This window comes from Leifsonia sp. KNZ12-8B (assembly GCF_056755495.1).
The window spans coordinates 1-25,345 of sequence record NZ_JBPGXM010000003.1 but is presented as its reverse complement, the minus strand read 5'-3'; the positions used below and the strand labels follow the sequence as shown (position 1 = coordinate 25,345).

Sequence of the window (25,345 nt, the reverse complement as noted above, 5' to 3'; positions counted from 1 at the left end):
TTGGCGCAAATCGTGGTTATGAGCCCGTCATGACCGACATTCGGCGCAAATCTCGCTCCAGGGGCCGCGCGGGCGTCAGCAGGGCCGGAAGGCCGCCACGTCGGGCGTGAGCGACGCCGGGCCGCCGATGAGGACGACCTTCGACACCTTCATCCGGGTGATGTCGTTGCCGACCGAACGCGGCAGGCACCACGACGGCGCGACGAACAGCGGCGCCTTGTTCTTCGCGGCCAGCACCGAGCCGGAGAGCGCATCGGGGAAGTCGATGCCCGAGGCCACGTAGGCGGTCGAGGCCGTCGTGAACTGGTTCGAATTGACGAGGTGGCCGGTCTCGAACCGGTCGGAGCCGCCGATACGCGTGACCGCGATGCCGGATCCCTTGAGCGACGCATCGAACGACAGCGCGATCGCGGAGGAGCCACCGACCACCAGCGCCGCGCTCAGCTTCGCCGTGCGGATGAACGACGCCGTGGCCGCATCCGGGGCGCCCCACCCTGTCACGAGGACGACGGGCCGCCCCTTCACACCGGATGCCGACGCGGCCGACAGAGCGTCCGGGAAGCTCAGCCCCGAGGCGAAGGAGGCGCTGACCGCCGTCGGGAACGCGTAGCGGGCCAGCTTCCGTGACGTGTCGAACCGGTCGGTCCCGGCGATGCGGACGACGTTCTTCTGGATGCCGGCGAGCGTCTTCTGCACGTTCGCGGCGACGGCGCTGGTCCCGCCGACGATGACGATCTTCTGCGGCTTGAGCCGTTTGATCTCGGCCGTCACGCTCGCCGGGATGCCGGTGGGCATCGTGAGCAGCAGCGGCCCCTTCTGCACGGCGGCCGCCGGGCCGGCGGCGATCGCGTCGGCGAACACGACGCCGGAGGCGATGTAGACCACCGGCACTCCGGCCGTCGGGTAGGCGGCCTTCGAGACGGCCACCGACGTGTCGAACCGGTCGGCGCCCTGCACCCGGCTGCTCGTCGGCGACCCGTTCAGCGCCGACGAGTGCAGCACCGTCTTGCAGCCGAGCGCGGTGTTGCCCGACGGGTTGCCTGCGAGGGCGATCGCGGTGACGCAGGCCGAGTACTGCCCGTCGCCCTTCAACGGCACGCTCGCGCTGAACCCGTGCGCGGCCCCGGCGTTCGGGTACGCGTTGCCCACGTCGGGGCGGCTCCGGTTGGCCGCGACCGTCGTGGTCGAGGTCCCCGACGGGGTGTTCCAGCTGATCTGGACGGAGATGGAGGCGCTGACCAGGCTCGGGTCGATGGTCCAGCCGGAGACGGTGAAGGCGGACGCGCTGAGCGTGGCCGACTCGTAGTTGCCGAACGGGGCGGAGTTGCTCGTCGGCGACCCGAACCAGTCGGAGTAGAGGCGCCAGAAGTTGCGGTTTCCGTAGGCGGAGCAGCCGTCTCCGGTCCCGTACAGGTTGGCGAGGGCCGCGGCGTTGGGCTGGTAGGGCGTGTAGTAGTACAGCGCGGCCGTGGCCTTGTTCTGCACCAGCACGTTGGAGGCGCCGCATTCGGCCTTGGGGTTGTACCGGATGGCGCTGACCTTGCCGACCGGGATCCACGTAAAGCTCTGGGAGGTGCCGGGCGGGTTGCCGTACCTCTTGAACTGCCAGGCCGCCTTGTACACCTGGTTGTAGAACCCGAGGGTGGAGGGGTCGCACGCTGCGGTGTCCGGGCACGCGAAGCCCGTGGCCTTCTGGTACTGCCCGGCGGTCGGCCAGTCGTCGGTGACGAGGCTCTGCTCCTTCTCGAGCAGCACGAGCAGCGCCTTCTGGCTGATCCCGCAGGCCGCGCCCACCTTCGCGATGATGGTGGCCGCCGTCTCGTTCGCGGCGCCGGTGTACGCCGAGCACATGGCGTCGGCGGCGCGGGAGGTCGTCGTCTGCCGGTAGTCCTTCAGGCAGGTGTAGCCGACCTCGCACACCGGCACCTTGGCGTTGAGGAACGACTGGATGGAGGCGGCCGACAGCGCCGAGCCGTTGTAGAAGTTCGCGTCGCTGACGATGTATCCGGGCTCGAAGTCCGCCGCCGACGCCGCCCCGGCGGGTTCGGGCTTCACGGCGAGACCGCCGGCGAGCACCACGGCGACGATCGTCATGAGTGCGGCGCCGAGGCGCGAACGGGTCCGGAGCGTCAACACACGATCGAGCCTACTGAGCCGATACATGCATTACAGGTATTTGGCCCCGGCCCGGTCGATCACTCCTGGTCGAGCAGCTGGTTGAGGTAGGTGCCGTAGCCGCTCTTCACCAGCGGAGCGGCGAGCTCGGCCAGCTGCGCGTCGTCGATCCAGCCGGCGCGCCAGGCGATCTCCTCGATGCAGCCGACCTTGAAGCCCTGCCGGTCCTCGATGACGCGCACGTACTCCGACGCCTGCATCATCGACTCGAACGTCCCGGTGTCGAGCCAGGCGGTGCCGCGGTCGAGCACCTGCACCTGCAGCGTCCCCGCCTCCAGGTAGCGCTCGTTGACCGTCGAGATCTCCAGCTCGCCACGGGCGCTCGGCTCGATGGTCTTGGCGATCTCCACCACGTCGTTGTCGTAGAAGTAGAGACCGGGCACGGCGTACTTGCTCTTGGGCTGCGCCGGCTTCTCCTCGATGGAGATGGCCTTGAAGTCGTCGTCGAACTCGACGACGCCGTAGGCGGTCGGGTTGCTCACCTGGTAGGCGAAGATCACGGCGCCGTCCACGTCGGTGTGCGTGCGCAGCGACGAGCCCAGCCCGGTGCCGTGGAAGATGTTGTCGCCGAGGACCAGCGCCACCGACTCGTCGCCGATGAACTCCTCGCCGATGATGAACGCCTGGGCGAGCCCGTCCGGCGACGGCTGCACGGCGTACTCCAGCCGGATGCCGAGGTGCGACCCGTCGCCCAGCAGCGCGCGGAACTGGTCGTTGTACTCCGGCGTCGTGATGATGAGGATCTCGTTGATCCCGGCCATCATCAGCGTCGACAGCGGGTAGTAGACCATCGGCTTGTCGTAGATCGGCATGAGCTGCTTCGAGATGCCCTTGGTGATGGGCCACAGCCGGGTGCCGGATCCGCCGGCCAGGATGATTCCGCGCATGGGGAGAGTCGTTCCTTACTTGTCGTCGAGCGAGGCGTAGAAGGCGCGCGCCGCCTCCCAGGTCGGCAGGAGGCCCTCCTCGCGCGCCTGCGAGAGGCCGGGGGCGTCCGTGTCCTTCGGCGAGAGCAGCAGCTCGTCGGCCGGCACGGGGAACTCCAGCGCGATCTCGGCGTCGAGCGGGTTGATGCCGTGCTCGCGGGTCGGGTTGTAGGTGTCCGTCACCAGGTAGCTCACCGTCGCGTCGTCGGTGAGCGCGACGAAGCAGTGGCCGAGGCCTTCGGCGACGTAGATCGCGCGGCGGTCCTTGTCGTCGAGGAGCACGCTGTCCCACTGGCCGAAGGTCGGCGAGCCGACGCGGATGTCGATCACGAAGTCGAGCACGGCGCCGTGCGGCGCCATGACGTACTTGGCCTGGCTCGGCGGGATGTCGGCGAAGTGGATGCCGCGCACCGAGCCGCGCCGCGACACCGAGAGGTTGCCCTGACGGAGGTCGAGCCGGTGACCGACCGCCTCCTCGAGCCGGTCGAAGCGGTACCACTCGGTGAACAGGCCGCGGTCGTCCGCGTGCTGCTTGGGCGTGACCTCGTAGGCGTCGGGGATCGAAAGTTCTCGGATCTGCACCCCGGGAGTCTACCAATGAGGCCTTCACGGTAGACTCGTCGCCGGTCCACCGACAGAAAGCACCCATATCTCCATGAAGATTCTCGTCACCGGCGGCGCCGGGTTCATCGGCTCCAACTTCGTCCGCCGCACCCTGCAGGACGCGTACCCCGGTCTCGAGGGCGCCGAGGTCGTCGTGCTCGACGCGCTGACCTACTCGGGCAACCTCGCCAACCTCGCGCCGGTCGCCGACTCCCCGCGCTACACGTTCGTGAAGGGCGACATCCGCGACGGCGGCCTGCTCGACGAGCTGTTCCCGAGCATCGACGCGGTGGTCCACTTCGCGGCCGAGTCGCACGTCGACCGCTCGGTGCGCGACGCCTCGATCTTCGTCGAGACCAACGTGCTCGGCACGCAGCAGCTGCTCGACGCGGCGCTGCGCAACGACATCAAGCGCTTCGTGCACGTCTCGACCGACGAGGTGTACGGCTCGATCGCCGAGGGCTCGTGGGCCGAGGACCGCCCGCTGGAGCCGAACTCCCCGTACTCCGCGTCGAAGGCCGGCAGCGACCTCCTCGCCCGCAGCTACTTCCGCACCCACGGCCTCGACCTGTCGATCACGCGCTGCTCGAACAACTACGGCCCGTACCACTTCCCCGAGAAGGTCATCCCGCTGTTCGTCACGAACCTCATCGACGACAAGCACGTGCCGCTCTATGGCGAGGGCAACAACATCCGCGACTGGCTGCACGTCGACGACCACACCCGCGGCATCGCGATGGTCCTCGTGAACGGCCGCGCCGGCGAGGTCTACAACATCGGCGGCGGCACCGAGCTGACCAACAAGGAGCTCACCCAGCTGCTGCTCGACGCCACCGGCAAGGACTGGTCGTACGTCGACCGCGTCGCCGACCGGCTCGGCCACGACCTGCGCTACTCGGTCGACATCTCCAAGATCCAGAGCGAGCTCGGCTACGAGCCGCAGGTGCCGTTCCAGCAGGGCCTGGCCGACGTGGTGCAGTGGTACCGCGACAACCGCGACTGGTGGGAGCCGCTGAAGGCCCGCGCCGCGCTCGACAACTGAGCCGGCCGCGACCATGACGCGCTACCTCATCGCCGGCGCGGCCGGCATGCTGGGCCAGGACCTGCAGAAGGCCCTGGCCGGCCGTGACGTGACCGCCCTCTCGCGCACCGAGCTGGACGTGACCGACCGCGACGCCGTGATCGCCGCGGTCGCGGGGCACGACGTGGTGATCAACGCCTCCGCCTATACGAAGGTGGACGACGCCGAGACGCACGAGGACCAGGCCTACGCGATCAACGCGCTGGGCACCGAGAACCTCGCCGTCGCCGCCGCGCAGCACGGCGCCCGGTTCGTGACGATCTCCACCGACTACGTCTTCGACGGCGAGGCCACCGAGCCGTACGCCGAGGACACCCCGCGCGATCCGCTGAACGCCTACGGCCGTACCAAGGCCGCGGGCGAGGAGCTCGCCCTGGCCGCCCATCCCGACGGCACGTACATCGTGCGGACGGCGTGGCTGTACGGGGCAGGAGGAGCGAACTTCCCCCGCACGATGGTGAAGCTCGCCGCCAGCCACGAGACCGTCAGCGTCGTCGACGACCAGCTCGGTCAGCCGACCTGGACCGGCGACCTCGCCGCGCAGCTGGTGAAGCTGCTCGACGCCGATGCCCCCGCCGGCATCTACCACGGCACCAACTCCGGCCAGGCCAGCTGGTTCGAGTTCGCGAAGGCGGTCTTCAGCCAGGCCGGATTAGACCCTGATAGGGTCACGCCGACCGACAGCTCGACGTTCGTCCGGCCCGCCAAGCGGCCCTCGTACTCGGTGCTCGGTCACGACGCCTGGGCGACGGCCGGGCTCGAGCCCATGCGGGCGTGGCAGGACGCACTGGCCGACGCGGCGCGACACGGAGTATTGGAGACGGATGACAACGCTCAGAGTGGTGGTCGATGAGCTGATCGGCGACGCTCCCGGCGGCCATCGTCGCTACACCGAGGAGCTCACCCGTCAGCTGATCGCGACCGCTCCCCCGGGCTGCGACGTCCAGGGCTTCGTCTCCAACGTCCCCGACGACCAGCTCGAGGAGCTGCACGGCCGCCTGCCCGGACTCGCCGCGCTGCATCGCCTCCCGGTGGCCCGGCGCGAACTCATGGTCGCCTGGCAGTCCGGCCTGGCGCTCGGCGGCCTCCGCGGCATGGTCCACTCCCCGACGCTGCTCGCCCCGCTGCGCCGACACGATCGCAGCGAGGGCGACCAGTACGCCGTCACCATCCACGACACCATCGCCTGGAGCCACCCGGACAGCCTCGGCACGCCGGCGGCGCTCTGGACCAAGGCGATGGCCAAGCGGGCCCGCAAGCACGCCGATGCGGTGGTCGTCCCGACCCACGCCGTCGCGGACCGGCTCTCCGAGCTGCTCGACTTCGGCGACCGCATCCGCGTCATCGGCGGGGCTCCGGCGACCACCCTGCGCCTGCCGGCCGACGCCGACGAACGCGCCGAGCGGCTGGGGCTGCCCGAGACGTACGTGCTCACGCTCGGGTCCATCATGCCCAGGAAGGGACTGACCCCGCTGATCCGGGCCATGGCCCGCCCCGAGGTGCACGACCTCCCCCTGCTCATCGCCGGTCCCGACCGCTACGGCGAGTCCAGCGCGACCGGCGTCGCGGCTGCTGCGGGCCTTCCCGAGGACCGCGTGCGGGCGCTCGACCGGCTCGACGACCCGGACCTCGCCGTCGTGCTCGACCGCGCGACCCTGTTCGTGTTCCCGAGCCTGGTCGAAGGTTTCGGGCTGCCGATCGTGGAGGCGTTCAAGTTCGGCCTCCCCGTCATCCACTCCGACGACCCCGCCCTGGTGGAGGTCGCCGCCGGCGCCTCGCTGGTCGTGCCGCGGCCCACCGGCGACGAGCCGGCCGACGACCCCGGCTACACCGAGCGCCTGGCCGCGGCGATCGGCCGCGTGCTCGACGACGCCGAGCTGCGCTCCCGCCTCAGCGTGCTGGCCGCCGACCGCGCCCGCGCGTTCTCGTGGCGCGACTCCGCCGAGCGCGTCTGGCAGCTGCACGCCGACCTCTGATCCGCCGACCCCCGACCCCTTCCTCCTGATGACCTCTCCCGCCCTTCCGCGCCCGGCCGGCCGGCTGACCTCGCTCGACGGCCTGCGCGGCGTCGCCGCCCTCGTCGTGGTCGCGCATCACGTCTCGCTGCTTTACGGCCCGTTCGCGGCCACGTACATCTGGGGCAGCGGGGAGACTCCGCACTCCGGCTCGATCTCGTGGTGGCTCAGCTACACGCCGCTGAAGCTGTTCACCGCCGGCCCGGAGGCCGTCATGGTGTTCTTCGTGCTGAGCGGACTGGTGCTCACGCTGCCCGTGCTGAAGCCGCGCGCGTTCGACTGGATGGCGTACTTCCCGCGGCGGCTCGTCCGCATCGGCCTGCCGGTGGTCGCCTCCATCCTCTTCGCCACCGCGCTCGCCCTGCTGGTGCCGCAGGTTCCGCGGCTCGCGGTGAGCGCCTGGGTCGCCTCCACCAGCGTGCATCCGGTGACGCTCGAGCGATTCATGACCGTCCTCGACCCGACCGTCTTCGACTTCGGCCTGAACAACCCGCTGTGGTCGCTCTACTACGAGATGATCTTCTCGGTGACGCTGCCGCTCTTCATCGGCCTGGCCCTGCTGCTGAAGCGCTGGTGGCCGCTCGGCCTCGCGGCGGCGGTCGCGGCCGTCGCGATCGGCATCAACGAGGTCGCGGGCGGCTTCCACTACCTCCCCGCCTTCTTCGTCGGAGCGCTGGCCGCGGTGCTGCTCGCGCGCATCGACGGCCTCGGCGAACGCATCAACGGCTGGCGCGCCGGCTGGCTGGTCTGGCTGGGCGCCCTGGTGGCGTCCCTCCTGCTCCTCATCGGGCCGTGGCTGCTGCCCGACGCGTACCAGCCGTTCCGGGTGGTGCTGGCGGGCTGCCAGCCGGTCGCCGCGCTCGGGATCGTGCTCGTGTGCCTGCAGTGGCGGCCGCTGTCGTCGCTGCTGTCCCGGCAGCCCTTCCGGTGGGCGGGGCAGGTGTCGTTCAGCCTGTACCTCGTCCACGTGCCGATCATCCTCACCATGAGCTATCTGCTGCACGGGATGCCGCTGCCGGTCGTCGCCGTGGTGGCCGTCGTCGTCTCGCTGCTCGTCGCGCCGCTCTTCTACGTGCTGGTGGAGAAGCGGGCGCACACGCTCTCGAAGCGGGTCGGCGACCTCGTCTCGCGGACGTTCGCCGCGCGCACGGGCGCGGGCGAGGGCGTGCTCGACCGCCAGGGCTGAGCGGCATCAGGGCTGACCGGCCTCAGGGCTGAGCTGCGTCAGAGCTGAGCGGCGGCCGCCGGGTAGGTCAGGGTGTCCCCCTCCAGCCGCGCGAACGGCGTCAGCTCGGCGGGCCGGGTGGAGTGCGGACCCAGGATGTCGACGACATCGGCCCCGCGCACGATCAGCGCGTCGGTGATCAGCCGGCGATGGCACCGCCACGGGAGCGCCTCGCTGCACATGATCGCCGACGGGCGCTCCGCGGCGAGCCGCCAGAGCTCGTCCATCCCGTCGCGGAAGGCGTCCGTCGCCATGTAGTCCGCGTAGTCGCGGAACGCCTTCACGCGCCAGCCGTGGTTGACCGTCGGCGTGCCCGCCGGCGTGTGCCGGCGACCGCCCAGCTCCGGCAGCCAGCGGTACTCGATGTCGGCCGGGAGGGCGGCCTCCACCGCCTCCCTCCCCCACTCCGGAAGTCGCCGCGAGCCGGGGAAGCGCCGCACGTCCACGAGCAGCCCGACCCCGTTCTCGCGCAGCAGGCCGGCGACCTCGGCCACGCTGCGGGTCGAGTGCCCGATCGTGTGGAGGGTCGTCACCGCTGCGCGGCCGGCTGCTCCTCACGGCGCGGAGCGGGACGCTCGGCGTCGTCGCGCGCAGCCGCCTCCTCCTTGGGGCCGAACCAGGTGGCGTAGCGCTTCGAGGCCCAGGCGCCGACCGACTTCGACCAGCCGTGGCTGCGCTTCTCGATCAGCCAGGTGAAGCCGACCGCGACCACGACCGCCAGCGCCATCCCGAACAGGACGCCCACGATCCACGGCTGGTCCGCGAACAGGTAGGTGCTGAAGATCAGGATCGGCACGTGCACGAGGTACAGGCTGAACGAGATCGTGCCGGTGAACTGCACGGGCCGGGTCTCGAGGACCCAGCTCAGCGGCCGCCATCCGAGCGCCGACAGCACGAGTCCGCCCGCGGCCAGCGGCACCAGGCCCTTGAGCGCGAAGTGCAGCTCGGTCATGTCCGCGATGCCGGGGCCCACGAGCCACGGGGCGATGAGGAGCATCGCGCTGCCGAGCGCGACGACGCCCCAGACCAGATGGCGGTACCAGCGGGCGTTGATCCGCTCGGCCACATTGCGCACCGCCTCCAGGCGGACGGCGATCACGGCGCCGACGAAGAACGCGGGCAGGTACTCCAGCTCGCCCGAACCGGTGCGAGCGCCCAGCCACGTGATCGCGCAGGCCGCCAGGATGCCGCCGACCCACCACTTCCGGACCGCCAGGGCGGCCACCGCGAAGACCGGGAGCAGGAGCGAGAACACAAGCTCCCACCGCAGCGACCACAGCGGGTTGTTGATCTGGCCGTCGCCGCCGAGCAGGTCGATGGCCGTGACGATCTTCTCCCAGCCGAAGTTCGGCGTGGAGGAGCTGCTCAGCCAGGTTCCGTCGGGCTGCGGCGACCGCTGCGGGATGGCGGCGACCCACACCGCGGCGAGCAGCACGGACGCGATCACCGGGACCATCAGCCGCACCACCCGGCGCGGGAAGTAGGCGACCCAGTCGAAGCCGCGGTGCCGGATCACCGGCAGGGTCACGACGAGGCCCGAGAGCACGAAGAAGACGATCACCGACTCCACACCGGCGGTCGCGAGCTTCAGCGGGGTGTAGCTGATCCACCACATCGCCGAGCCGACCGGGGCGTCTCCGCCGCCGGGCGCACCGGGGAACGCCGGGTTCGTGTACAGGGCGTGGTGGAACAGGACGACCACCGCGGCGAGCCCGCGGAGACCGTCGAGCGCCGCCAGGCGGGTGCCGGGTCGAGTACTCGTCTTCTCTGCCACGCTTCCACCAGTACCCGTCATAGGTCCGGCACGATACGGGGTTGACCTCCGGGGTTCCTGTGACCTATTGAGGGGTCGTCTGGGCGCCGGGAGGTGCAGGAACGCTATTTCCCGGTCGGCGTCGGCGTCGCGGGCGCCAGTGCCTGCTGCACCAGCTGGTGGATCTGCGTGTAGTCGGGATCGGTGGGATCGATGGTCGGCGGCACCAGCTCCAGCTGTCCGACGGGCAGCTTGCGCGTCTTCATGCCGAGATCGACGAAGTAGCCGAGCATCGACTGCGGGATGTCGGTCTTCACGACCTGCGTGCCGGCCTTGGCGATGTCCTGGAACTTGCTCACGACGTTGACCGGGTTGACCTGCTTGAGGATCGCGTCCTGCAGCTGCCGCTGGCGCGCCATCCGGTCGTAGTCGCTGGAGCCGTGCCTGGCCCTGGCGTACCACTGGGCGTGGTAGCCGTCGAGGTGGCGCTGGCCGGGCTCGATCCACTCCACGACGCCGTTGAGGTTCTCGTCCCCGCCGATCGGGATGCGGTCGGAGACCGTCACGTCGACACCGCCGAGCGCGTCGATCAGGTCGGCGAAGCCCTGCATGTCGATGAGCACGTAGTACTGGATCGTCAGGCCGGTCGCGCCCTCCAGCGCATCCCGCATCGCCTCGATGCCCGGCTCGCTGCCCTGCTTCGCGGCGTTCGGGTAGAGGTCGGCCTTGTAGAGCTGCACCTCCGTGTAGATGGAGTTGAGCTGGCAGACGTCGACGTCGCAGCGGTCCTCGTAGCCGTAGCCGTCTGGGTACAGCTCGTGCATCGGCGACTTCGCGCTGAACGGCACCGGGTCGAGGTCGCGCGGGAGGCCGATCGTGACCGCCTTGCCGGTGGTGGCGTCGATGCTCACGACCGACATGCTGTCCGGGCGCAGGCCCTCGCGGTCGGGGCCGGCGTCGCCGCCGAGCAGCATGATGTTGTAGTGGCCGTCGACGGGAGGCTCCGACGGCCCCGCCGAGAAGATGTCGCCGAGCGCGCCGCGCGCCGAGCCGGCGACCACCGAGGCGTAGCCGGCGGTGCCGGTCAGCCCGACGAGCACGAGCACCGCGAACGCGGCGATCCAGCCGCGCGCGTTGGGGCGGGCCTTCACCAGGCGGACGAGCCGCAGCGTGTCGAGGGTGAGCACGATCCAGAGCAGCACGTACAGCGTCAGCAGCACCTGCATCGCGGTGAGGCTGCCGGACTGGGTGAAGAACGTGTAGATCGCGGACGGCGCCACCAGGTAGGTGAACAGCGCCACGATCGCGAGCACCCACAGCAGAAGGGTCGCGATCAGTCCGACGCGGCCGAGCGTGCGGTTGCCGGCCACGATCTGCGCCGACCCCGGCAGCAGGATGTTGAGCGCGACGAGCCACCACCCGCGCCGGGTCATCAGCGGGGCGGAGGACGCGTCGGGGTGGCGGAGCGGTGTGGCGGCGGTGGTCATAGCTTGTCGTGCAGGGCCCGGTTCTTCTCCTCGACGCTGGCGGCCAGGTCGGCCGCGAAGCGCTCGAGGGCGGCGGAGAGGGCGGGGTCGGAGGTGGCGAGGATCTTGGTGGCGAGCAGGCCGGCGTTGCGCGCCCCGCCGATCGACACGGTCGCGACAGGCACCCCGGCCGGCATCTGCACGATCGACAGCAGCGAGTCCAGCCCGTCGAGCCGGGCGAGCGGCACGGGCACGCCGATGACCGGGAGCGTCGTGACGGCGGCGAGCATGCCGGGCAGGTGGGCGGCGCCGCCCGCACCCGCGATGATGACGCGGACGCCGCGACCGGCGGCCTCCTTGCCGAAGGCGATCATCTTCTCGGGCGTGCGGTGCGCGGAGACGACCTCCACCTCGTGGGCGACGCCGAACTCGGTCAGCACGCGCGACGCCTCCTGCATCACGGACCAGTCGGAGTCCGACCCCATCACGACGGAGACGAGGACTGCTGCGCTGTCGATGGCTGTGCTGTCGGAGGCGGTGCTGGCGGGCATGTGCACCATGCTAGGGGCGCGGCACGCCGCGGGCGGGGAAGGCACGCCCGGTACCCGCCTCCGACGACGGCAGGACTAAGGCCGCCTGCGGCGCCCGGTGCAGGGAAGGCCGCTCCCTCACCCCTCGAAGAACGCCGCCGCCGCTCGGGCCCGGGACACGACGTCGTCGAGGTCGGCGCCCGCGACGGTGACGTGGCCGACCTTGCGGCCGGGGCGCGGGGCCTTGCCGTAGCCGTGGAACTTGGCCTCGGGATGCGCAGCGAGTGCGGCCGGGTAGCGGTCCTGGAGCGTCCCCTCGGCCGGGCCACCGAGCACGTTGACCATGACGGACCAGTCGGCGCGCGGGTCGGTGGAACCCAGCGGGAGGTCGAGGACCGCGCGCAGGTGCTGCTCGAACTGGCTGGTGACGGCTCCCTCGATCGACCAGTGGCCGCTGTTGTGGGGGCGCATCGCCAGCTCGTTGACGAGCACGCGGCCGTCCTCGGTCTCGAACAGCTCCACCGCAAGCACGCCGGTGACGTCGAGGCCCTCCGCCACGCGGCGGGCGATGTCGGCGGCGGTCTCGGCGACCGCGCCGGCCGAGCCGGGCGCCGGGGCGACGACCTCGGCGCAGACGCCGCCGCGCTGGATCGTCTCGACCACCGGCCATGCCGCGATCTCGCCGGACGGGCGGCGGGCCACGAGCTGCGCGAGCTCGCGGCGGAACGGCACCAGCTCCTCCACCAGGAGGGCGCCGCCGCGGCCGTCCTCGGCGAGCGCCAGGAACCAGTCGTCGGCCTCCGCGGCCTCGGAGACCACGCGGACGCCCTTGCCGTCGTAGCCGCCGCGCGCGGTCTTCACGACGGCGCGGCCGCCGTGGTCGGCGAGGAAGGCGGCCAGCTGGTCGGCGTCCTCCACGGCCGCCCAGGCGGGGACGGGGAGGCCGAGCTCGCTCAGCTTGGCCCGCATCTGCAGCTTGTCCTGCGCGTAGAGCAGCGCGTCCGGCCCCGGGTGGACCGCCACGCCCCGGGCGACCAGCTCGCGCAGGATCGCCGGCGGCACGTGCTCGTGGTCGAAGGTGACGACGTCGACGGTGTCGGCGAACGCGAGCACGGTGTCGAGGTCGCGGTAGTCGCCGACGCCGGTGGCCGCGATCTCGGCGCTCATGCCCTCTGCCTCCTCGAGCACCTTGATGTCGATGCCGAGCTCGATGGCCGGGGGGATCATCATCCTGGCCAGCTGTCCGCCGCCGATCACTCCCACAGTCGTCCGCGCCATCCGCCGATCGTCTCCTCGATACTCTTCATGGTGTGCGTGGGCAACTCCCAGCCACCGGATACCCCGCTCGCGTAGTGTGGCGAGCGCACCACCCATCTTTCCTCATTCCACTGGCTGGAGCATGTCGACAGAGAGTCCCGCCCGCACGCGCACGTCGCGGCTCCTCCCGCAGCTGATGAAGTTCGGCGCGGTGGGGGCTCTGGGGTTCGTCGTCAACCTCGTGGTCTTCAACGCGCTGATGATCACCGTGCTCGCGCACGTTCCGCACAAGAGCCTGTGGGCGACCGGGATCGCGACGGTCGTCGCGATCGCCACCAACTGGGTGGGCAACCGGTACTGGGCGTTCTCGGCCCAGCGGCAGGACGACACCGTGCGCGAAGGCGTCGAGTTCTTCGCGGTCAGCCTGGCCGGGATGGTGATCCCGCTGGTCTGCGTCTGGGTGTCGCACTACCTGCTCGGCTTCACGTCGCTGCTGGCCGACAACATCGCCAACAACGTCGTCGGGCTGGCGCTCGGGACGCTGTTCCGGTTCGCGTTCTACCGCTGGTGGGTGTTCTCGCCGGCCCGCGCGCACCGCGCACGCCCGGCACGGGCCGGGCAGGCCCCTGCCGAACGGACGGCCCAGCTAGCGGGCGCCCCAGACGGTGGTCTCGTCGGAGACTGACTCCGACTGCTGCCGCCGGAAGCCGACCACGTTCTGGCCGTGATCCATGAGCTCGTTCAGCGCGCGCTGCACCTGATCGGCCTTGGGCACGTCCTTCAGGACCACGGGATGCTCCAGCGCGGAGTTGATGCGCACATCCCCCGACCGGAAGATGCTCTGCAGCCAGGTGCGCCGCACGGCCACGTCATAGCTGCGGCTGTGCAGCAGCTCCTGCCGCACACGTACGAAGAAGCCGTGCCGGATGATGATCCGCCGCGTCGTGATCGTGTAGCGGCGGCTGAGCCAGGCCGCGAGCGGGAGCAGGAAGAGCAGGAGCAGGACGGCGGCCGCAGCCGACCAGAGCAGCACGATCTCCCACACCTCGTCGAGCCGGCCGGCGAAGTAGCCGACGGCGCCGCTCGCCACGATGAGCGCGAGGCTCGGCCAGAACAGCCGGCGGGCGTGGGCCCGCAGCCGCGCGACGACCTTCTCCGGGGGCTGGGCGGGCGCACCCTCCGGCGTGTTGCTCATGACCCATTAATACCGCAGGTGGGTCACGTCGCCGGCTGCGACGGCGGTGCGCCCCGCATCCGACTCCACCTCGAGCCGGCCGTCGCCGTCGAGGCCCGTCGCGGTGCCGAGCAGGACGTCGCCGCCGGGCAGCTCGACCCGGACGGGGCGGCCGATCGTCTCGCACGCCTCCGCCACCTGGTCGCGCAGCGCGCTGCGCTCGGGGTCGCCGCCGGCCGCGCCGAACTCCCGGTACAGCGTGGTCAGCTCGACCAGGTAGGCGCTCAGCACGGCGTCCGGGTCGGAGGTCGTCGCTCCCTCCAGTGCGAGCGAGGTGGAGGTCGGGGTCGGCAGCTCGTCGCTGTCGAGCGTCAGGTTGACCCCTGCCCCGACGACGATCCCGTCCACTCCCGGAGACGCTGCGGACGGGAGGAGCTCGGTGAGGATGCCGCACACCTTCCTCCCGTCGATGTGGACGTCGTTGGGCCACTTCACCGCCACCCGGCGGTCGCCCTCCCCCTCCACCAGCGACCCGAGCGCCCGGCTCATCGCCAGCCCGGCGAGGAGCGGGAACCAGCCGAGCGCCTCGGCGGGCAGCCCGTGCGGCTTGAGCAGCACCGAGACGGCGATGGCCTTGCCGGGCGGCGAGACCCAGACACGACCGAGCCGTCCGCGGCCTCCGGTCTGGTTGCGCGTGACCACGACGGAGAGGTCCGGGAGGTCGCCGGCGCGGGCGGAGAGGACGTCATTGGTCGACCCCGCCTCCGCCAGCACCTCGAGGACGGGGACGATGGCTCTGCTGCGCGGGAAGTCCGCCGCGGTGGTGTCGTTCACCTGGCCCAGTCTGCCAGCGCGGACGCCCCGATTTGTAGGGTTTCCTCAACGACACGGCCCTGATGCTGGCCGGTAGAGTGAACGGCGTGACCGACACCGAAGCACGTCAGACCCCCGATCTCTCCACCACCGCCGGCAAGCTGGCGGACCTCCGGGAGCGGTTCCACGAGGCCGTGACCGCGAGCGGACAGGCCGCCATCGAGAAGCAGCACGCCAAGGGCAAGCTCACCGCCCGCGAGCGCATCGAGCTGCTGCTCGACCAGGGCTCCTTCGTCGAGTTCGACGAGTTCGTCCGGCACCGGACCCACGCCTTCGGGATGGAGAACAAGCGCCCGTACGGGGACGCGGTCGTCACGGGCGTCGGAACGATCCACGGCCGCAACGTCGCGGTCTTCAGCCAGGACTTCACCATCTTCGGCGGCTCGCTCGGCGAGGTCGCCGGCGAGAAGATCATCAAGGTCATGGACCACGCGCTCAAGACGGGCGTCCCGATGATCGGCATTCTCGACTCCGGCGGCGCGCGCATCCAGGAGGGCGTGGTCGCGCTCGGCAAGTACGGCGAGATCTTCCGCCGCAACACGGCCGCCTCCGGGGTCATCCCGCAGATCTCGATCGTCATGGGCCCGGCGGCGGGAGGCGCGGTGTACTCCCCCGCGCTCACCGACTTCGTCATCATGGTCGACAAGTCGAGCCACATGTTCGTCACCGGCCCCGACGTGATCAAGACGGTGACCGGCGAGGACGTCGGCTTCGAGGAGCTCGGCGGCGCCCTCACCCACAACAAGGTCTCCGGCGTCTCGCACTACCTCGCCAGCGACGAGGAGGACGCGCTCGACTACGCCCGCGCACTGCTCAGCTATCTGCCGCAGAACAACCTCGCCGAGCTGCCGGCCTACGAGTCGGAGCCCGAGCTCGAGATCACGGACGCCGACCGCCGCCTCGACACGGTGATCCCCGACTCCCCCAACCAGCCCTACGACGTGAAGACGATCATCGAGGGCATCGTCGACGACGGCGAGTTCCTCGAGGTCCAGCCGCTCTTCGCGCCCAACATCGTCATCGGCTTCGCCCGGGTGGAGGGCCGCTCGGTCGGCATCGTCGCCAACCAGCCCAGCTCGATGGCCGGCACCCTCAACATCGACGCGGGCGAGAAGGCGTCGCGGTTCGTGCGCTTCTGCGACGCGTTCAGCATCCCGATCCTCACCCTGGTCGACGTGCCGGGCTACCTGCCGGGCACCGACCAGGAGTGGACGGGTGTCATCCGCCGCGGCGCGAAGCTGCTCTACGCCTACGCGGAGGCGACCGTACCCCTGGTCACCATCATCACGCGCAAGGCGTACGGCGGCGCGTACATCGTCATGGGCTCCAAGCAGCTGGGCGCCGACATGAACCTGGCCTGGCCGACCGCCGAGATCGCGGTCATGGGCGGCCAGGGCGCGGTCAACATCCTGTACCGCGGCGAGATCAAGCGCGCGGAGGAGGCCGGGGAGGACGTGGCCGCGGTCCGCACCAAGCTCGCCAACGAGTACACGTACAACGTCGCCAGCCCGTTCCTCGCGGCCGAGCGCGGCGAGCTCGACGGCGTGATCGAGCCGTCCGCGACGCGCGTGTCGGTCATCAAGGCGCTGCGGGCGCTGCGCACCAAGCGCGCCTCCCTCCCGCCCAAGAAGCACGGGAACATCCCGCTGTGAGCGACGCGCCTCTCGACCCCTCCCAGCTCCGGTTCCTCACGCGCGGCGTGACCCCGGAGGAGATCGCCGCGGTCACCGCCGTGCTGACGGCGGCGGCCGCCGAGGCCGCCGCTGCCGCTCGCGACGCCCGCCCGCAGCGCGGCCCCGATGCCTGGGCGCGCAGCCAGCGTCAGCTGCGCCAGCCGCTCACGCCCGGGCCGGGCGCCTGGCGCTCCTTCTCGGCCTGACCCGTCCCCCACGGACCGGGTTGTACCCCGATCAGGGCGTCCCCCGGATGCGGGACAGGCGGGATTCCGCGAGACGGCGTATGAGGGCGCCGCGAGGGTGTCCCCCTGGTGTCCTCCAAAATGACGACTATGTATTTCTGGGGAGCACCGTCAATATGGTTATTGCTAGGTGTCTCTCCTCGTGAGTCACACCGCCAATCACTCGCCGACTAGGGTAAGCGGGCGAGTGCTTTGGGGGCGAGTCAGGGCGATATTCGGGTTATCGCCCTGACTCGGGGTTTGAAAAGGGGCCGACAATTCGGGTGTCGGCCCCTTTCTCCTTTTAACCCCCACGCCTTAACCCCCGCACCGGCTCGTGACCAGATGTCACCACTCGGCGGCGCAAGCCGCAGCTGCTCACGACTCGCGCGCCTGAAGCGGCTCAGCCCAGGGTCAGGCGACCGGACGCGGGATCTCCAGCCAGAGGTCGACCTCGTCGTCGTCCGAATCCGCGCCGAGCGCGTTCGCGGCGCCGTCGTCCGACATCCGCAGGCCGACCACCGTGACCGCGGTCTTCGAGGAGCGCGGGACCGTGCGGACGATCAGCTTGTCGGTGGTCGTGCCGCGGATCGCCTCCGCGAGCCTGCCGAGCACCGTCTCCAGTCCGCGCGAGTCGAGGTCGTCGATGCCGCCCTCGTCCAGGAGGCTGACCACGACGCCGCGACGGCGCGCGTCCATGACCTCCCGCCGCACATCGTCGTTGAGCAGGCGCCGGCCGCGGATCTCGTCGCGGATCGCGCCCTCCAGGTAGCGGCACTCGCGTCGTTCGGCCTCGGTCAGGTCGCCGTTGCGGCGGACGATCTCGGCCAGCATCGGCGCCGCAACGCGGTACGTCTGACGCAGCCGCAGCTGGCGCTCCATGACGTGCGCCTCCTGCGCCGCCTGCCACTCCGTCGCCTCCCGCTCGGCCCTGGCGAACTGCAGGGCGTCGCGACCCGCCTTCGCCAGCGAGCCGGAGATGACGACGGCGACGCCGACCCAGACGACGGAGCCGATCACGCCCAGCCCGGCGAGGGCGCCGGGCCCGGCCCAGAACACCGTCTGCACGGCGAGGAAGCCGACGCCGACCCACGCGATGATCGCCTGCCGGCGGACGGCGCAGATCGTCATGATCGTGCCGACGGCGGCCACGTACCAGGTGGCGTAGCCGTTGTCCCGCGCGGGGTCGAGCTGGTTCGTCACGAGGATCGGCACGACCACGCACACGGCCAGGTCGAAGGCGGCGAGCCAGAGCGGCATCTTCGTCGGGCTCGTCGGCCACAGGCTCAGCACGGCCGCGACCGCATACAGCGCCATCGCGACCAGCGGCGGCCACGGGTTCACGGGCGTCGACAGCGACGACAGGCCGAGGAAGAGGTGGTACGCCGAGAACAGGGCACCGAGGCTGAGGAAGAGGACGCGGTTGAGGGTGATCACGCGACGCCCTCCTGCTCGCGCTCCACCAGCGGGCGGTCGCGCTCCGACGACGGCCAGAGGATGGTCACGACCGTCCCCTCGCCGGGCGCCGTGCGGATCTGGGCGCGGCCGCCGACCTTCGCCAAGCGCTCGCGGATGCTGACCCGCAGGCCGAGCCGCTCGGCCGGCACCTCCTCCATGTCGAACCCGCGGCCGTCGTCCGACACGACGATGTGGACCGTCGCCGCCGGGCTGCCGCCGCGGATCGAGATGGTGCGCCGCACCTCCGGGCCGCCGGCGTGCTGCGTGCTGTTGACCATCGCCTGCACGCTCGCCGAGTACACGGCCTCGGCCACGTTCACGGGGAGGCTGTGCACCTCCACGTCGCGCACCTCCACCTCGAAGGGCGACGCGAAGGCGTTGGCGGCGGTCGCCAGGCGGCTGCTCAGCTGCTCCAGGCCGACGAGCGACTGGTCCTCGGGGCCGGAAGCCTCGGCCGCGTGGAGGTGCCCGATGGCGTCGGCCGCCATCGTGGCCGCCAGCTCCTTCGCCTCCGGAGTTCGTGCGCTCGCGGCCGAGAGGAGGGTGGTGAGCACGCTGTCGTGCACGATCGCGTCGACCTGCACGCGCTCAACCTCGGTGGCGTGCTGCCGCACCGCGGTGGCGTACCGGGCGAGCGCCTGACTCTGCGCGGTGTCGACGGCCGACGAGGCCTGCCGCATCATCGCGATGATGGCGAGGATGACACCGCCGAGGATGATCGCGTACACCGCGTCGAGACCGGCGAGCTCGGGTCCGACCCCGCCGCCGGCGGGCAGCGCCCGGACGATGCCGTACGCGATCGGGGTCACCACGGTGTACGCCAGCGCGAGCCAGAGCGGGTACGCGACCGCGGCGAAGGCCGTGAAGACCGAGCAGAGGAACCAGACCCAGGGCTTGTCGGCGGTGAACGGCGACGGGTCGTCGACCAGGAGCGGCCAGGTCACGATCGCCAGGAGGTAGGCGACGGCCAGCACGCCCATCGCGATCTTCACACCGCGCTGGATGATGGCCAGCAGCACCGTGAGCAGGATGCCGCCGAAGATCAGGGTGGCGACGACGATGCCCGCAGGCTCCCGCAGCACGTTCAGCTGGCTCAGCGCCGTCGGGAGGGTCTGCAGCCCGAACACCAGGCCGAACGCCGACACCGTCCGGTCGGCGATCCGCTCGATGCGCGCGCGGCTGAGCGGGTTGCGCGGCTTCGCGCTCTCGCGGGGCGCCTCGGGCGCCGGCCGGAGGTCGCTAGACGCGCTCATTGCCCGTGTCGGGGTCGAGCCCGGGCAGGATGCCGTCCTCCACCGCGCGCCGCAGCAGGTCGACCTTCGTCGGCGCCGGCCGGCCGACCTCCACGTACTTGACCCGGATCCGGTCCAGGTACTCGCGCGCCGTCGAGTTGGCGATCCCGAGCTGCGCCGCGACCGCCTTCAGCGGCAGGCCGGACGCGTACAGATGGAGCACGTCGCGCTCGCGCCGGCCCAGCTGCGCCTTCGCGAAGTCGCTGTCGGCGTCGATCGCGGTCGCCCACTCGAGGTTGTTGAGCACGTCGCCCCTGGCGACCGTCGCGATGGCGTTCATGACCGTCGTCGTCGGCGAGGACTTCGGGATCACGCCTGCTGCGCCCGCGGCGAGCGCCTCGCGGACGCTCGCGACCCGGTCCGCGATGCTGTGGACCAGCACGGCCGCGCCGGTGGCCTGCGCCCGCTTGACGTTGTCGGTCACCTTGGACCCGTCGCCGAGCGAGAGGTCGAGGACCACGACGTCGCACTCGCGCGAGCCGAGCTCGGCGACGAACTCGTCGACCGTGGGCGCGGTGACGACCACCTCGTAGCCCGCGTCCTGGCAGGCGGCCTTGATGCCCAGCCGCACGGACTCGTGATCGTCGACGATTGCCACCCGCACCATGCTGACCATCGTAGTGGTGCCGCTCACGGCGCGAGCGTCGCCACGGCCTCCACGTGGTGCGTGTTGGGGAAGAGGTCGAAAGCGCGCAGCGATCGCACGGGGTAGCCGTGCTGGGCGAAGAACGCGAGGTCGCGGGCGAGGGCGACCGGGTCGCAGGCGACGTAGACGATCTGCGCGGGACGGACGGAGGCGATGGCGTCGACCACGGCGCGGCCCGCCCCGGAGCGCGGCGGGTCGAGGATCACGGTGGCCGCCCGGAGGCGAGCACGCTCCGCCGCGGTCGCGTCGGCCGCGAGGCGCGCGGCGAACCGCTCCACCCGGTCGGTGACCGCCGATGCGCCGACCCAGTCGGCCAGGTTCTCCGCGGCGTCGTCGGTCGCGTTCTCGTCGCTCTCCACCGAGGTGATGCGGAGGGTGGGGCCGAATCGGTCGCCGAGCGCCGCGGCGAGCAGGCCAACGCCGCCGTACAGGTCGAGGTTGGCCGCGCGCGGGTCGAAGAGGGCCTCGTCCACCGCGTCCTGCACGGCCGCGGTCAGCGTCGCCGCCGCCTGCCGGTGCACCTGCCAGAAGCCGCGTGCGTCGAGCCGGAACTCCCGCCGGCCCACCCGCTCGCGGATGGGGACGGGCCGCCGGCGCGGACGCACCAGCTTCTTCCCGCGCCGGATCGGGGCGTCGTTGACGAGCACGTGCGCGACGCCGTCGCCGGCCGTCTCACCCGCTGCGCCGCCGTCCGCCCCTCCCACGGCGACCACGTCGATCGACTCGGCCCCGGGGAACCGCTGGCCGAACGGCACGTTCGCCTGCACGAGCCCGGTGGCGAGCGGGAGGTCGCGCACGGGCACCACGGTGTGGGTCCTCGCCGCGTACGGGCCGATCGCGCCGTCGGCGCCGACCTGCAGCCGCACCCGCGTGCGCCAGCCGGTGCCGTCCGCGGTCTCGCCGGGGACCGCCTCGACCGTCACCGGGCCGCCGGCCGGGTTCAGCGCCGCGATCGTCGCCTCGTCGAGCTTGCCGGTGCGCTGCAGCGCGTCGACGATCACCCGCCGCTTGAGCTCGCGCTGGTGGTCGAGCCGGATGTGCCCGAAGTCGGCCCCGCCCGCTCGCCGGCCCGGTGCGTTGTGGATGGACGCCGCCTCCCACACGTGCTCCTGCCGCTCGGGCGCAGGCTCCAGCACCTTCAGCGCCTCCGCCCGCCAGAACCGCTCGTGGCTGGTGTCGGCGACGCGCACCCGCACCCGCTCCCCCGGCATCGTGTCCGGGACGAAGACGACCCTCCCCTCGTGACGGGCGACGAACACGCCGCCGTGGGCGACGTTGGTAATGTCGAGGTCGACCTCATCCTTCTGGGGCATCCGTCGAGCATCCCACAGGTGACCATGCGCCTCTACCTCGCCTCCACCTCCCCCGCGCGCCTCGCGCTGCTGCGCGCCGCCGGCATCGAGCCGATCGTCGTGCCGTCCCACGTGGACGAGCCTGCGGCCGTCGCCGCCGCCGAGGCGGAGCACGGTCCGCTCGACGCCGGGGCAATGGTGCAGCTGCTGGCGCGGCTCAAGGCCGAGGCGGTGCGCGGCACCCTCGACGGCGAGCCGATCGACGGCCTCATCCTCGGCGGCGACTCGGCCTTCGCGATCGACGACGCCATCCACGGCAAGCCGCACCTGCCCGAGGTCGCCCGGGAGCGGTGGCGCGTCCAGCGCGGACGCACCGGCCGCCTCCACTCCGGCCACTGGCTGATCGACCACCGCGACGGCCGCGAGAACGCCGCCGCCGGAGCGACCGCCGTCGCCGCCGTCACCTTCGCCGACGTCACCGACGCCGAGATCGACGCGTACGTCGCGAGCGGCGAGCCCCTGGAGGTCGCAGGCGCCTTCACGATCGACAGCCTCGGCGGCCCCTTCATCACCCGCGTGGAGGGCGACCCGAGCACCGTGGTGGGTCTCTCCCTCTCGACGCTGCGCGAGCTGGTCCGCGAGCTCGGGGTGGAGTGGACCTCGCTCTGGAATCGCGCCGCCTGAGCCCCGGCCGCCGACCCGGGGGCGGTCGCCGCTCGAGCCGGTTTGTGCCTCCTCCCACAGTCGGTGCATGCATTTTTGTGGAGGCCGTCCAAAACGGCCTCCCCGGAGCGCAATAGGCTAGGGGACTGTGCCACGTATCACCAAGGTTCTCATCGCCAACCGGGGCGAGATCGCCGTCCGGGTCATCCGAGCAGCCAAGGACAGCGGTATCGGGTCCGTCGCCGTCTATGCCGACCAGGACCGTGACGCCCTGCACGTGAGGCTCGCCGACGAGGCGTACGCCCTCGAGGGCACCACGAGCGCCGAGACGTACCTCGTCATCGACAAGCTCCTCTCCATCGCCCGCCGGTCCGGCGCCGACGCCGTGCACCCCGGCTACGGCTTCCTGGCCGAGAACGCGGACTTCGCCCGCGCCGTCATCGGCGCCGGCCTCACCTGGATCGGCCCATCGCCCGAGGCGATCGAGCGCCTGGGCGACAAGGTCTCCGCGCGGCACGTCGCCGAGAAGGTGGGCGCCCCGCTCGCCCCCGGCACGCTGAATCCCGTCGCCGACGCCTCCGAGGTCCTGGAGTTCGTCGACCAGTACGGCCTCCCGGTCGCCATCAAGGCCGCGTTCGGCGGCGGCGGCCGCGGCCTCAAGGTCGCCCGAGAGCGCGAGGAGGTCGCTGAGCTGTTCGAGTCGGCGACCCGCGAGGCCATCGCGGCGTTCGGCCGCGGCGAGTGCTTCGTCGAGAAGTACCTCGACCAGCCGCGTCACGTCGAGACCCAGTGCCTGGCCGACGCCTACGGCAACGTGGTCGTCATCTCGACCCGTGACTGCTCGCTGCAGCGCCGCCACCAGAAGCTCGTCGAGGAGGCGCCCGCGCCCTTCCTCACGGCGGAGCAGACCGAGCAGCTCTACTCGGCGTCGAAGGCCATCCTCAAGGAGGTCGGCTACCAGGGCGCCGGCACCTGCGAGTTCCTCATCGGCAAGGACGGCACCGTGTCGTTCCTGGAGGTGAACACCCGCCTCCAGGTCGAGCACCCGGTCTCGGAGGAGGTCACCGGCATCGACCTCGTGCGCGAGCAGTTCCGCCTCGCCGAGGGCGGCGAGCTCGACTACGACGACCCGGCGCCCCGCGCGCACTCGTTCGAGTTCCGGATCAACGGCGAGGACGCGGGGCGCAACTTCATCCCCTCCCCCGGCCCCGTCCACGTGTTCAAGCCCGCCGGCGGCCCCGGCGTGCGGGTCGACACCGGCATCCAGGCCGGCGACGTCGTCAGCGGCGCATTCGACTCCATGCTCGCGAAGCTCATCGTGACCGGCGCCAGCCGCGAGGAGGCGCTGGAGCGCTCCCGCCGCGCGCTGGACGAGTTCGAGGTGGCCGGCCTTCCGACCGTGCTGCCGTTCCACCGCGCGATCGTGCGCGACCCGGCGTTCGCGCCGCAGGACGGCGAGCCGTTCTCGGTGTACACCCGCTGGATCGAGACCGAGTGGAACAACGAGATCCAGCCGTGGTCCGGCGAACTGGGCGACCAGCCGGCGGCCGAGCGCCGCAGCAGCGTCGTGGTCGAGGTCGAGGGCAAGCGCATCGAGGTCTCGCTGCCCGCGAAGCTCCTCGCGGGCGGTTCGGCGGCCGACACTTCCGCCGCCCCGGCCCCGCGCCGCCGTGGCGCTGCGCACAACGTCGACACCGCCACGGGGGACTCGATCACGGCGCCGATGCAGGCGACCGTCGTCAAGGTCGCGGTCGCCGACGGCGACGAGGTCGTCAAGGGCGACCTCGTGCTCGTGCTCGAGGCCATGAAGATGGAGCAGCCGCTCACCGCCCACAAGGACGGCACCATCTCCGGCGTCAACGCCGCGGTGGGCGAGACGGTCTCGTCGGGCCACCTGCTGCTGACGATCGTCTGACACCGCGCCCGGCGCGTCACAGAACGGAGGCATCCGGCCTTTCATCGAGGCCGGTTCGCCTCCGTTCTGTGCGTCACCCCCCGATCGCACGACCACGCACCTCCGTCCTCGACACGGCCTCGACGGTCGCCACCACCGACTCGGGGTCGTCGATCACGTGGCGTGCCGCCACCCGCAACCAGGGGTCCCTCGGAGCGCGAACGCGGCGTCGCGCACGCGGTCCTTCTCGAACGCGGCGCGGTCGGCGTGGAACCGGAAGCCATCCACCTCCACATAGAGGACTCCGTCGATCCGCATGTCCACCCTGCCCACACCCGCGACGGCGAGCTGCTGCTCGACCACGTGCCCGCGGGCCTGCAGGCGCTGACGCAGCAGCGACTCCACCCCTGAGTCCGACCCCGGTCGCGCCAGCGCCGCCACCTGTTGCGCACGCGCGGGCTGCCATGCGCAGATCCGGCGAAGGGAGGTCATGGTCACCAGTCCCGCCGACAGAGCCGTGTCGAGCACGGCGACCGCCGTCTCCTGATCAGCGCAACGAACCACGCTGCGGAGGCAGTCGGCGAGCGAGGTGCGCCAGACCTCCGGATGCGGGTCGCACCTTCGCCAGTGGACGACGTGGCCCTCGGGCGGATGAGACCGCCCCGCGTGGGGAGGGACGATCAGGTGGGTCCGCGCGTCCTGTCCTCCCCAGAGGCCGTAGGTGCGAGCGGCGGAGACGCACGACAACCGCGCCCCGCTGCGCAGCGCCGACAGTGTCGCCTCGGACGATCCGGGCGCGGCATAGCGACCGTTGCGGGGTCGCAGCAGCGCACCGGACGAGACCGCCGCGCTCAGAGCGCGGTCGGTCGCCCCCGTCGCGAGCAGCTGTCGGCGGGTCGCCGCGCCGCCGAGTCTTCGAAGTTCCGTCTGCCACATGGACCCATCGTGGGCGGCGGGCCTCCCACGAGGAGGGACTTCGGCAGATCTGTGGATAAGTGGCCTGGCGAAGAAGGAGGACGGAACTGCCGACACGCCGTTGGCGGGCAGGGAACGGAGGAGTAATCCCGCGACGGACGCGGGTGCGGCGGAGGCCGGTGTAAGGGGCGCGGCCGGGACCGCGGGCTG

General features: G+C 71.4%; 24 protein-coding genes. 9 read left to right on the top strand and 15 right to left on the bottom strand.

Features of this window, described 5'->3' with window-relative positions:
- Window positions 1–75: 75 nt before the first annotated feature.
- From ACR9ZG_RS00785 to ACR9ZG_RS00775, 3 genes are read right to left on the bottom strand one after another with little or no spacing between them, the layout of a single operon-like run.
- Window positions 76–2,136, bottom strand: coding sequence for a cell wall-binding repeat-containing protein (locus ACR9ZG_RS00785; RefSeq protein WP_481282914.1), 2,061 nt, complete (start codon window positions 2,134–2,136; stop codon window positions 76–78).
- Window positions 2,137–2,195: 59 nt separating this feature from the next.
- The gene (gene rfbA / locus ACR9ZG_RS00780; RefSeq protein ID WP_481282913.1) at window positions 2,196–3,062 is read right to left on the bottom strand and encodes a glucose-1-phosphate thymidylyltransferase RfbA; all 867 of its coding nucleotides are present in this window, start codon (window positions 3,060–3,062) and stop codon (window positions 2,196–2,198) included.
- 15 nt (window positions 3,063–3,077) lie between these two features.
- Window positions 3,078–3,683, bottom strand: coding sequence for a dTDP-4-dehydrorhamnose 3,5-epimerase family protein (locus tag ACR9ZG_RS00775; protein ID WP_481282912.1), 606 nt, complete (start codon window positions 3,681–3,683; stop codon window positions 3,078–3,080).
- Window positions 3,684–3,756: 73 nt separating this feature from the next.
- Here ACR9ZG_RS00775 and rfbB point away from each other — a divergent pair, with 73 nt between their 5' ends.
- Genes rfbB through ACR9ZG_RS00755 form a run of 4 tightly spaced genes read left to right on the top strand, consistent with a single transcriptional unit; the run spans window position 3,757 to window position 7,986 of the window.
- Window positions 3,757–4,746 (top strand): dTDP-glucose 4,6-dehydratase, encoded by a 990-nt coding sequence (gene rfbB / locus ACR9ZG_RS00770; RefSeq protein ID WP_481282911.1) that lies wholly within the window; start codon window positions 3,757–3,759, stop codon window positions 4,744–4,746.
- A gap of 13 nt (window positions 4,747–4,759) precedes the next feature.
- A complete protein-coding gene (gene rfbD, locus ACR9ZG_RS00765) occupies window positions 4,760–5,638 on the top strand; it encodes a dTDP-4-dehydrorhamnose reductase (protein WP_481282910.1) in 879 nt (292 codons plus the stop codon).
- Window positions 5,610–6,761, top strand: a complete 1,152-nt coding sequence (locus ACR9ZG_RS00760) for a glycosyltransferase family 4 protein (protein WP_481282909.1) — start codon at window positions 5,610–5,612, stop codon at window positions 6,759–6,761. Before rfbD ends, ACR9ZG_RS00760 begins: the two co-directional genes overlap by 29 nt.
- A 28-nt stretch (window positions 6,762–6,789) precedes the next feature.
- On the top strand, window positions 6,790–7,986 hold the full coding sequence (locus tag ACR9ZG_RS00755; RefSeq protein WP_481282908.1) for an acyltransferase family protein: 1,197 nt from the start codon (window positions 6,790–6,792) through the stop codon (window positions 7,984–7,986).
- A gap of 38 nt (window positions 7,987–8,024) precedes the next feature.
- Here ACR9ZG_RS00755 and ACR9ZG_RS00750 read toward each other — a convergent pair whose 3' ends face one another.
- From ACR9ZG_RS00750 to ACR9ZG_RS00730, 5 genes are all read right to left on the bottom strand, one after another.
- Window positions 8,025–8,558 (bottom strand): DUF488 domain-containing protein, encoded by a 534-nt coding sequence (locus ACR9ZG_RS00750; protein WP_481282907.1) that lies wholly within the window; start codon window positions 8,556–8,558, stop codon window positions 8,025–8,027.
- Window positions 8,555–9,799, bottom strand: coding sequence for an acyltransferase family protein (locus ACR9ZG_RS00745; protein ID WP_481282906.1), 1,245 nt, complete (start codon window positions 9,797–9,799; stop codon window positions 8,555–8,557). The genes ACR9ZG_RS00750 and ACR9ZG_RS00745 overlap by 4 nt, the downstream gene beginning before the upstream one ends.
- A 104-nt stretch (window positions 9,800–9,903) precedes the next feature.
- Window positions 9,904–11,265, bottom strand: a complete 1,362-nt coding sequence (locus ACR9ZG_RS00740; RefSeq protein ID WP_481282905.1) for an LCP family protein — start codon at window positions 11,263–11,265, stop codon at window positions 9,904–9,906.
- Window positions 11,262–11,795: a 5-(carboxyamino)imidazole ribonucleotide mutase gene (gene purE / locus ACR9ZG_RS00735; RefSeq protein WP_481282904.1), complete on the bottom strand. Its 534-nt coding sequence runs from the start codon at window positions 11,793–11,795 to the stop codon at window positions 11,262–11,264. Before purE ends, ACR9ZG_RS00740 begins: the two co-directional genes overlap by 4 nt.
- Window positions 11,796–11,912: 117 nt before the next feature.
- Entirely contained in the window at window positions 11,913–13,052 is a 1,140-nt protein-coding gene (locus ACR9ZG_RS00730) for a 5-(carboxyamino)imidazole ribonucleotide synthase (RefSeq protein ID WP_481282903.1), read from the bottom strand.
- 121 nt (window positions 13,053–13,173) lie between these two features.
- Between ACR9ZG_RS00730 and ACR9ZG_RS00725 the strand changes: the two genes are divergently transcribed.
- A complete protein-coding gene (locus tag ACR9ZG_RS00725; protein WP_481282902.1) occupies window positions 13,174–13,716 on the top strand; it encodes a GtrA family protein in 543 nt (180 codons plus the stop codon).
- Here the strand turns inward: ACR9ZG_RS00725 and ACR9ZG_RS00720 are convergent.
- Window positions 13,678–14,226, bottom strand: a complete 549-nt coding sequence (locus tag ACR9ZG_RS00720; RefSeq protein WP_481282901.1) for a PH domain-containing protein — start codon at window positions 14,224–14,226, stop codon at window positions 13,678–13,680. The two genes, ACR9ZG_RS00725 and ACR9ZG_RS00720, sit on opposite strands and share 39 nt — an antisense overlap.
- 6 nt (window positions 14,227–14,232) lie before the next feature.
- Window positions 14,233–15,039: a biotin--[acetyl-CoA-carboxylase] ligase gene (locus tag ACR9ZG_RS00715; protein ID WP_481282900.1), complete on the bottom strand. Its 807-nt coding sequence runs from the start codon at window positions 15,037–15,039 to the stop codon at window positions 14,233–14,235.
- 62 nt (window positions 15,040–15,101) lie between these two features.
- Between ACR9ZG_RS00715 and ACR9ZG_RS00710 the strand changes: the two genes are divergently transcribed.
- Together ACR9ZG_RS00710 and ACR9ZG_RS00705 are read left to right on the top strand one after the other, a co-directional pair.
- On the top strand, window positions 15,102–16,730 hold the full coding sequence (locus ACR9ZG_RS00710; RefSeq protein WP_481282899.1) for an acyl-CoA carboxylase subunit beta: 1,629 nt from the start codon (window positions 15,102–15,104) through the stop codon (window positions 16,728–16,730).
- Entirely contained in the window at window positions 16,727–16,957 is a 231-nt protein-coding gene (locus ACR9ZG_RS00705; protein WP_481282898.1) for an acyl-CoA carboxylase subunit epsilon, read from the top strand. Before ACR9ZG_RS00710 ends, ACR9ZG_RS00705 begins: the two co-directional genes overlap by 4 nt.
- A 432-nt stretch (window positions 16,958–17,389) precedes the next feature.
- On the opposite strand, the gene ACR9ZG_RS00700 is transcribed toward ACR9ZG_RS00705, so the two are convergent.
- Genes ACR9ZG_RS00700 through ACR9ZG_RS00685 form a run of 4 tightly spaced genes read right to left on the bottom strand, consistent with a single transcriptional unit; the run spans window position 17,390 to window position 21,684 of the window.
- Complete coding sequence (locus ACR9ZG_RS00700) at window positions 17,390–18,412, bottom strand: hypothetical protein (protein WP_481282897.1); 1,023 nt, start codon at window positions 18,410–18,412, stop codon at window positions 17,390–17,392.
- Window positions 18,409–19,686, bottom strand: a complete 1,278-nt coding sequence (locus tag ACR9ZG_RS00695) for a sensor histidine kinase (protein ID WP_481282896.1) — start codon at window positions 19,684–19,686, stop codon at window positions 18,409–18,411. The genes ACR9ZG_RS00700 and ACR9ZG_RS00695 overlap by 4 nt, the downstream gene beginning before the upstream one ends.
- On the bottom strand, window positions 19,673–20,332 hold the full coding sequence (locus ACR9ZG_RS00690; RefSeq protein ID WP_481282895.1) for a response regulator transcription factor: 660 nt from the start codon (window positions 20,330–20,332) through the stop codon (window positions 19,673–19,675). The genes ACR9ZG_RS00695 and ACR9ZG_RS00690 overlap by 14 nt, the downstream gene beginning before the upstream one ends.
- A gap of 23 nt (window positions 20,333–20,355) precedes the next feature.
- Window positions 20,356–21,684, bottom strand: a complete 1,329-nt coding sequence (locus tag ACR9ZG_RS00685) for a class I SAM-dependent RNA methyltransferase (RefSeq protein ID WP_481282894.1) — start codon at window positions 21,682–21,684, stop codon at window positions 20,356–20,358.
- 24 nt (window positions 21,685–21,708) lie between these two features.
- Between ACR9ZG_RS00685 and ACR9ZG_RS00680 the strand changes: the two genes are divergently transcribed.
- Window positions 21,709–22,347, top strand: coding sequence for a Maf family protein (locus tag ACR9ZG_RS00680; RefSeq protein WP_481282954.1), 639 nt, complete (start codon window positions 21,709–21,711; stop codon window positions 22,345–22,347).
- Window positions 22,348–22,474: 127 nt separating this feature from the next.
- Window positions 22,475–24,241: an acetyl/propionyl/methylcrotonyl-CoA carboxylase subunit alpha gene (locus ACR9ZG_RS00675; protein ID WP_481282893.1), complete on the top strand. Its 1,767-nt coding sequence runs from the start codon at window positions 22,475–22,477 to the stop codon at window positions 24,239–24,241.
- A gap of 153 nt (window positions 24,242–24,394) precedes the next feature.
- On the opposite strand, the gene ACR9ZG_RS00670 is transcribed toward ACR9ZG_RS00675, so the two are convergent.
- Complete coding sequence (locus tag ACR9ZG_RS00670; protein ID WP_481282892.1) at window positions 24,395–25,156, bottom strand: hypothetical protein; 762 nt, start codon at window positions 25,154–25,156, stop codon at window positions 24,395–24,397.
- Window positions 25,157–25,345 lie beyond the last annotated feature (189 nt).

Bases quoted from the DNA above. Each gene is read 5' to 3' on its own strand.
- rfbA (WP_481282913.1), bottom strand. From the start codon at position 3,062: ATGCGCGGAATCATCCTGGCCGGCGGATCCGGCACCCGGCTGTGGCCC.
- rfbB (WP_481282911.1), top strand. From the start codon at position 3,757: ATGAAGATTCTCGTCACCGGCGGCGCCGGGTTCATCGGCTCCAACTTC.
- rfbD (WP_481282910.1), top strand. From the start codon at position 4,760: ATGACGCGCTACCTCATCGCCGGCGCGGCCGGCATGCTGGGCCAGGAC.
- ACR9ZG_RS00760 (WP_481282909.1), top strand. From the start codon at position 5,610: ATGACAACGCTCAGAGTGGTGGTCGATGAGCTGATCGGCGACGCTCCC.
- ACR9ZG_RS00755 (WP_481282908.1), top strand. From the start codon at position 6,790: ATGACCTCTCCCGCCCTTCCGCGCCCGGCCGGCCGGCTGACCTCGCTC.
- ACR9ZG_RS00740 (WP_481282905.1), bottom strand. From the start codon at position 11,265: ATGACCACCGCCGCCACACCGCTCCGCCACCCCGACGCGTCCTCCGCC.
- purE (WP_481282904.1), bottom strand. From the start codon at position 11,795: ATGCCCGCCAGCACCGCCTCCGACAGCACAGCCATCGACAGCGCAGCA.
- ACR9ZG_RS00730 (WP_481282903.1), bottom strand. From the start codon at position 13,052: ATGGCGCGGACGACTGTGGGAGTGATCGGCGGCGGACAGCTGGCCAGG.
- ACR9ZG_RS00725 (WP_481282902.1), top strand. From the start codon at position 13,174: ATGTCGACAGAGAGTCCCGCCCGCACGCGCACGTCGCGGCTCCTCCCG.
- ACR9ZG_RS00720 (WP_481282901.1), bottom strand. From the start codon at position 14,226: ATGAGCAACACGCCGGAGGGTGCGCCCGCCCAGCCCCCGGAGAAGGTC.
- ACR9ZG_RS00710 (WP_481282899.1), top strand. From the start codon at position 15,102: ATGCTGGCCGGTAGAGTGAACGGCGTGACCGACACCGAAGCACGTCAG.
- ACR9ZG_RS00695 (WP_481282896.1), bottom strand. From the start codon at position 19,686: ATGAGCGCGTCTAGCGACCTCCGGCCGGCGCCCGAGGCGCCCCGCGAG.
- ACR9ZG_RS00690 (WP_481282895.1), bottom strand. From the start codon at position 20,332: ATGGTGCGGGTGGCAATCGTCGACGATCACGAGTCCGTGCGGCTGGGC.
- ACR9ZG_RS00685 (WP_481282894.1), bottom strand. From the start codon at position 21,684: ATGCCCCAGAAGGATGAGGTCGACCTCGACATTACCAACGTCGCCCAC.
- ACR9ZG_RS00680 (WP_481282954.1), top strand. From the start codon at position 21,709: ATGCGCCTCTACCTCGCCTCCACCTCCCCCGCGCGCCTCGCGCTGCTG.
- ACR9ZG_RS00670 (WP_481282892.1), bottom strand. From the start codon at position 25,156: ATGTGGCAGACGGAACTTCGAAGACTCGGCGGCGCGGCGACCCGCCGA.